General features: G+C 69.0%; 5 protein-coding genes. 4 read left to right on the forward strand and 1 reads right to left on the reverse strand.

Features of this window, described 5'->3' with window-relative positions; all coding sequences use genetic code 11:
• Window position 1: 1 nt before the first annotated feature.
• Window positions 2–1,405: an MFS transporter gene (locus GON06_RS05820; RefSeq protein WP_157311326.1), complete on the reverse strand. Its 1,404-nt coding sequence runs from the start codon at window positions 1,403–1,405 to the stop codon at window positions 2–4.
• A 150-nt stretch (window positions 1,406–1,555) separates the two neighbouring features.
• Here GON06_RS05820 and GON06_RS05825 point away from each other — a divergent pair, with 150 nt between their 5' ends.
• The 4 genes from GON06_RS05825 to GON06_RS05840 all read left to right on the forward strand — a co-directional run.
• Window positions 1,556–2,338, forward strand: a complete 783-nt coding sequence (locus GON06_RS05825; RefSeq protein ID WP_157311327.1) for a GntR family transcriptional regulator — start codon at window positions 1,556–1,558, stop codon at window positions 2,336–2,338.
• 25 nt (window positions 2,339–2,363) lie between these two features.
• Window positions 2,364–3,203 (forward strand): PfkB family carbohydrate kinase, encoded by an 840-nt coding sequence (locus GON06_RS05830; RefSeq protein ID WP_157311328.1) that lies wholly within the window; start codon window positions 2,364–2,366, stop codon window positions 3,201–3,203.
• A gap of 45 nt (window positions 3,204–3,248) precedes the next feature.
• Window positions 3,249–3,821, forward strand: coding sequence for a DNA-3-methyladenine glycosylase I (locus GON06_RS05835; RefSeq protein WP_157311329.1), 573 nt, complete (start codon window positions 3,249–3,251; stop codon window positions 3,819–3,821).
• Between the two features lie 126 nt (window positions 3,822–3,947).
• The coding region (locus tag GON06_RS05840; RefSeq protein ID WP_198346619.1) for an Ig-like domain-containing protein at window positions 3,948–6,660 on the forward strand (2,713 nt) is incomplete at its 3' end.

Raw genomic sequence — 6,660 nt, forward strand, 5'->3', positions numbered from 1 at the left:
GTCACGGGCGGTCGGTCTTCGGCACGATGAACAGGGTGGCGGTCAGGGCGAGCACGCTGATCCCGACCGAGATCCACAGTGCAGTGGTGTAGCCGCCGATGCCGCCGGATGCGACGAACGGCGCGACGATGGCGATGCCCAGGCTGGCCCCGAAGCCGAACGCCGTGCTGTTCATGCTCGGCAGAATCGCCGGTGCCTCGGTGGGGGACTGCAGCACGCCGAGGCCGTTGGTGGTGGTGAGCACCAGTCCGTTGTACGCCACACCGAGCACGGCGATCATGGCGAACACCATCCACTGGCTCTGCGGTGCGATGGCGATGACGATCAGGGTCAGCACCGAGAGCACCATGCCGATGCGCAGCATCGGGATCCAGCCGAACCGGCCGGCGAGCCATCCGGACACGGGAGCAGCGGCCAGGCCGATGATGGCCGGCGGCGCGAGGAAGAGCAGCGCCGAGGTGGATGCGTTCAGTCCGAAGCCGACGGTCTCGTCCTGGCTGAGGATGACGACGGTGAAGTTGATCACGGCGAACACGCTCGACAGCGTGAGCACGGTGGTCGCGAGCACCGGCCACACCTGGCGCGAGCGCAGGTGGTGCACGGCGATGAGCGGAGTGCGGCGGCGCTTCTCGATGACGACGAAGAGCACGAACGACACCACCGTGCCGGCCAGGAAAGCCAGCGTGAGCGGTGCGAACCAGCCCTGGGCCGAGCCTGTCGAGACGAAGTAGGTGATGCAGATCAGGCCGGCCGAGAGCGCGGCCGCGCCCCACCAGTCCATCCGGCCCGTCGAGGACGGCTCGCCGTCGCGGGGCACGGCGAAGGCCACGCAGACGATCGCCACCACGGCCACGACGAGGATCACGACGAACAGCGATCGGAACCCGAACTCGTCGGCGAGCAGTCCGCCGATCCAGCCATCAACGCCGCCCACGCCGCCGTTGATGGCGGTGAGCACTCCGAGCGTGGTGGGGAAGACCGCGGCAGGCAGGGTCTCGGCCAGGATCACGTACGAGATCTGGAACGCCGCGCTGGAGGCGCCCTGCAGCACGCGGCCGAGCAGCAGCACCGGAAGGTTCGGCGCGAAGATGCACAGCACGGTGCCCAGCACGATGAGGGCCAGCACGATCAGGAGGGCGCGCTTTCGGCCGATGAAGTCGCTCCAGCGGGCGAGTACGACGCCGCCTACTGCGCCGGCGAGGAAGAACAGCGACGACACCTGCGACACGGCGTCCATCGGGGCGCCGAGCTGGGCGGAGATGTCCGGCAGCGCCGGGGTGATCATGCTCGAGTTCAGCTGGAAGGCGACGACGGTGAGGATCAGCGTCGAGACGAGGGCGAGGGCACGGCCGCCGCGGATCGCCGCGGGCCGATCGATGACGGATGCGTCGGGTGTGGTCGGCAAGTCGACTCCTTTGTCCGGGATGAGGGCCGCGGACCGCGGCTCCCAAGCAATATGATGTTATACCTCTCAGGTAGAACATCTGCAAGACCGGTCGGACGTGATTGAATTGCCGGCGAGGCACGATGTTCCGTGCAACCAGAAGGAGGCGCGATGACGGCGACCCAGCAGTTCCTGGACCGACCACTGACGGTGTCCGTCGGCCAGCCCCTCCGCGTCGCGGTCTACTCGCGGCTGGCCGAGGGCATCCGCGCGGGTATCTTCCCCCTGGCATCCGCACTGCCTCGCGAGACCGAGCTCGGCGCAGCGCTCGGCGTGTCCCGCACCGTCGTGCGCGAGGCGCTCATGCTGCTCGAGGAGGACGGGCTGATCAGCACTCGCCGCGGCGTCGGGCGCTTCGTCGCCGACGCGCTTCCGGTGGTCGGGCTGGAGGAGCTCCGCCCCCTCGAGGAGGCGCTGGCGGATGCCGGTGATGACGTAGGCGTGCGCCAGCTGGAGTTCGTGCTGCAGCCCTCCACCGACTTCGTCGGCGGCCGGCTCGGCCTCGACGCCGAGGCCAACACCTGGTTCCGGGAGAGCGTCATCGAGCGAGCCGGTGAGCCCGTCGCCCTGCTGCAGGAGCACCTGCCCGCCGGGCGCTACCTCAGCGACATCAGCACGCCGATCGCCGCCGTGCTCGAGGAGGCTGCAGGCGATGCATCCAGCCTCCTCGCCGCACTCGCGCAGCGCGGCGCGGCATCCTTCGTGTCTGCGGTGTGCGAGGTGACCGCCGGCGTCGTCGGCTCCTCGCGCGGAGAACTGCTCGGACTCGACGAGACCGACCCCGTGCTGATCCTCACCCAGACCGCATCCGTCGCCGCCGGCCCCGTGTACCTTGCCAAGTGCATCGTGTCGGCGAAGGCCGGCGTGCTGTCCGTCGTGCAGACCGCGCAGTGACCCAGAAAACGGCTCCGGAGGAATCATGACCGACCCCGTCTCGCTCGCCGTCGTCGGCAGCATCAACGTCGACCTGACTGCGCGCACCGAGCGGCTGCCAGAGGCCGGCGAGACCGTCGGCGGCGGCAGGCTGGTGCGCGAAGCCGGCGGGAAGGGCGCGAACCAGGCCGCGGCCGCCGCACGGCTGGGCGCCCGCACGCGCATGATCGGTGCGGTCGGCCCCGATGCGGACGGGGAAGCCATGCGGCAGTCGTTGATCGAGGCGGGTGTGGACGTGGCGGACGTGCGTACCGCCGCGGAACCCACCGGCGTCGCGCTGATCGTCGTCGATCGCGCCGGCGAGAACCAGATCGCGGTGTGCGAGGGGGCCAACGGCGCCGTGAGCCTCGACGGCGTCGACTTCGGCGCCGATGAGGCGGTGCTGGCCCAGCTCGAGGTCTCGATGGACGTCATCCGCCGTCTGGCATCCAAGGCGACGGGTTTCTTCGCGCTCAACGCGGCTCCGGCCATGGACCTCCCCGACGACGTGCTCGAGCGAGCCGACCTGATCATCGTGAACGAGACCGAGTTCGCTCTCATCCCCGCGCTGCGCACTGCCAGGCGCGTGGCGGTGACCTACGGCGGTGACGGTGCGGAGCTGTTCGAGGACGGAGTTCGGGTCGCCGCCGCCCCGGCGGTGAAGACCGAGGTGGTGAACACCGTCGGCGCCGGCGACGCGTTCTGCGCGGCACTCACCATCGGGCTCGCTCAGGGCATCGAGGCCGGACGTGCTCTGGCGGGCGCGTGCGCCGTCGGCGCCGCCGCGGTCGCCGACTCGCGCTCGCAGCCGCTGCTCGACCCGCTCGACCGGTACCTGGCCGGTTGAGCCGCGCATCCGCTCGCGTCGGCGGCTCCGGATAGCGTGGGGAGCATGGCTTCCCTCCTGACCGCGTCCGATGGGCGCGCACGCTGCGCCTGGGTCGGCGACGACGACGAGTACCGGCGCTACCACGACGAGGAATGGGGCGTGCCGCTGCGCGGAGACCGTGCGCTGTTCGAGAAGATGTCGCTCGAGGGGTTCCAGGCGGGTCTCAGCTGGATCACGATCCTGCGCAAGCGCCCGCGCTTCCGCGAGGTGTTCCGCGGTTTCGATCCGGCCGTCGTGTCGCGGTTCGATGGCGACGACGTCGAGCGGTTGATGACGGATGCCGGGATCGTGCGCAACCGCGCCAAGATCGAGGCCGTGATCGGCAACGCCGCCCTGGTGGACGCGATGGCCGACGGCGAGCTCGACGAGCTGATGTGGTCGTTCGCTCCGCCTGCCGCCGCCGTGCGGCCGGCGGCGCTGTCGGACGTGGCGGCTGTGATCCCGGCATCCGCCGCGCTGAGCAAGGAGCTGCGGCGGCGCGGATTCCGGTTCGTCGGCCCCACGACCATGTACGCGCTGATGCAGTCCGCGGGAATGGTGGACGACCACGTGGAGGGCTGCTGGCGCGCCGTTTGAAGGATGGGCAGTGCTCCCCATCGTGGTGTGCAGGGTCGATGACTTACGATGGGCGGACGTGCCTGGGGACCGTGTGGACAGCGCCGAGGGCGGACTGACATCGATGAGCATCGCAGGAGAACCGGTATGAAGGCGTTTGGCTGGCTCAGGACGCGGCCGAAGACGTTGGCCTCGGCGGCTGCGGTGACCGTCGGTGCGGTGACGATCACCACGCTGGCGCTGGCGTACGACGGCAACCCCACGACCGAGGTCGATCTGAACGACGGTGGCGTGTGGATCACGAAGTCGTCGGACCTGCTGGTGGGGCACTTCAACAACGAGTCGACGCTGCTCGACGGCGGTCTGCGCACGACCGGCCAGGAGTTCGACATCCTGCAGGACGAGTCGACTGTCGTCGTCGTCAATCGCGACGAGGCGACGCTGACCCCGGTCGACCCCGCCACGGTCGCGCTCGGTGACGCGACGAGCATCCCCGGGTCGGCGAAGGTGGCGCTGGGCGACCAGACCACGGCCATCCTCGATCCCGGCTCCGGCGACCTCTGGGTCGTCCCGCCGCAGAACCTCAGCGGATTCGAGTTCGCGGCCAGCGAGCCGGTGGCGGAGCTCGGCAAGGACGCCGACGTCACCGTCGGTGACGACGGCACCGTCTATGCCGTGTCGCCCGCAGAGTCCGCGGTGTACACGATCCCGGTCAGCCCGCAGGGCGACCCGGGAGAGCCGACGTCGGCCGCCGTGGACGGGCTGAAGGCAGGCAGCGAGCCGTCGATCACGGCGGTGGGCGCGACGCCGGTGGTGCTCGACCGCGAGCAGGGCGTCGTCATGACACCCGGCGGTTTCCGCACGGAGATCGACGACGCCGACTCCGCGGTGCTGCAGCAGGCATCCGGCGACACCGATGCCGTCGCCGTGGCGACCGGTTCCGCGCTGCTGCGCGTGCCGCTGGACGGCGGCGAGGCGGCCGCGACGAGCGTCAAGGGACAGGGCGTCCCCGCGGCGCCGGTCCATGTCGCCGGGTGCACGTACGGTGCATGGGCCGGTTCCGGTGCATTCGTGCGCGATTGCGCGGGCGACGGGAGCGACCTGTCGGAGCGGATCCCTGGTCTGAAGCCGTCGGCGAGTCTGACCTTCCGCGTGAACAGGGACGTCGTGGTGCTGAACGATGTCATCGGCGGCATGGCCTGGATCGCCACCGACAGTCTGCAGCAGGTCGACAACTGGAACGACATCACTCCTCCGGAGGGCGAGACCGAGGAAGAGGAGAACACCACCGAGGAGACGGTGGAGACATCACTCCCGGAGCGCAGCGACAAGAACACGGCGCCGGTCGCCGAGGACGACGAGTTCGGTGTGCGTCCTGGCGGTACGACGTTCCTGCCGGTGCTGGACAACGACACCGACGCCGACGGTGACGTGCTGGTGGCGTCTCTGTCGAGCAAGCAGCCCTCGGTCGGTGAGGTGCAGCCGATCAACAACGGCAGTGCATTGCAGATCGCGGTGCCGGAGGACGCGTCCGGTGCGGCGACCTTCGAGTATGAGGTCGATGACGGTCGTAAAGGCACGGACACGGCGAAGGTCACGGTGTCGGTGCACGACTGGAGTGTGAACGGCGCTCCTAAGCCGAAGCGGAAGAGCTCCCTGGCTGTGGAGGCGGGCGGCACGGTGTCGTACAACGTGCTGCCGGACTGGATCGACCCGGATGGTGACGACGTCTATCTGAAGGATGTGGTCGCCGCAGGGGGCGACGAGGTCGACTTCACGACTGATGGACAGATCACGTATCGAGCCGTGTCGAGCCCGCCCGGCCGCCACGAGGTGCAGGTCGTCGTCGCCGACGGCTCGGGAGAGCTGGCGACCGGTGTGATTCAGCTGGATGTGCGTCCGGTCGGATCGACGCTGCCGAAGACCAACGCGGATCACGTGGTGACCAAGGTCGGTCAGCAGGTGACGGTGTCGCCGCTGGCGAACGACACCAGCTCGAGCAAGGAGCCGCTGCGTCTCGCGAGCGTGGGGGATGTCGACGGCACGACCATCACCCCCGACTACCCCAACAAGACGTTCACGTTCAAGACGCAGGCTCCCGGCACTTACTACGTGCAGTACCTCGTCACGGCCGGTGTGCCGTCGGCGACCGGGCTCGTGCGCATCGATGTCGAGGAGCAGACCGAAGAGGATCGCGCGCCGATCGCGGTGCGCGATGTGGCGCTGCTGCCCACCGGCGGCGAGGTGCTCGTCGGCGTGCTGAACAACGACACCGATCCTGCGGGCGGGCTGCTGGTCGTCCAGTCGGTGACGGTCGAGCCAGGCAGCGGAGTCTCGGTGTCGGTGCTGAACCACGAGACACTGCGGATCGGTGACCAGGGCGGTCTGGACGAGCAGGTGCGGATCAAGTACCGGATCTCCAACGGGTCCAAGACCGCTGAGGGCGATGTGGTGGTGATTCCGATCCCCGCGCCGGACAAGCTGCTGCCGCCGGTGGCGAATGACGACACCGCGGTGGTGCGTGCGGGTGATGTGGTCACGATCCCGGTGCTGGACAACGACACGCACCCCAATGACCTGACGCTGCACGTGCAGCCGGAGCTGGTGGAGCCGTTCATCGATCCCGAGGACGGTGAGGCGTTCGTGTCGCAGGATGCGGTGCGCTTCCGTGCCGGTCCTGAGGCGAAGACGGTCTACGCGACGTACAACGCCGTGGACGAGAACGGTCAGGTGGACGCGGGATACATCACTATCCAGATCCTCGCGGTGGATGAGGAGAAGAATGCTGCTCCTCGTCCTCGGGATGTGACTGCTCGCACGATCAGCGGTACGACGACGAACATCGCGATCCCGCTGGACG

Source organism: Microbacterium sp. MAH-37 (assembly GCF_009758255.1).
Taxonomy (GTDB): domain Bacteria; phylum Actinomycetota; class Actinomycetes; order Actinomycetales; family Microbacteriaceae; genus Microbacterium.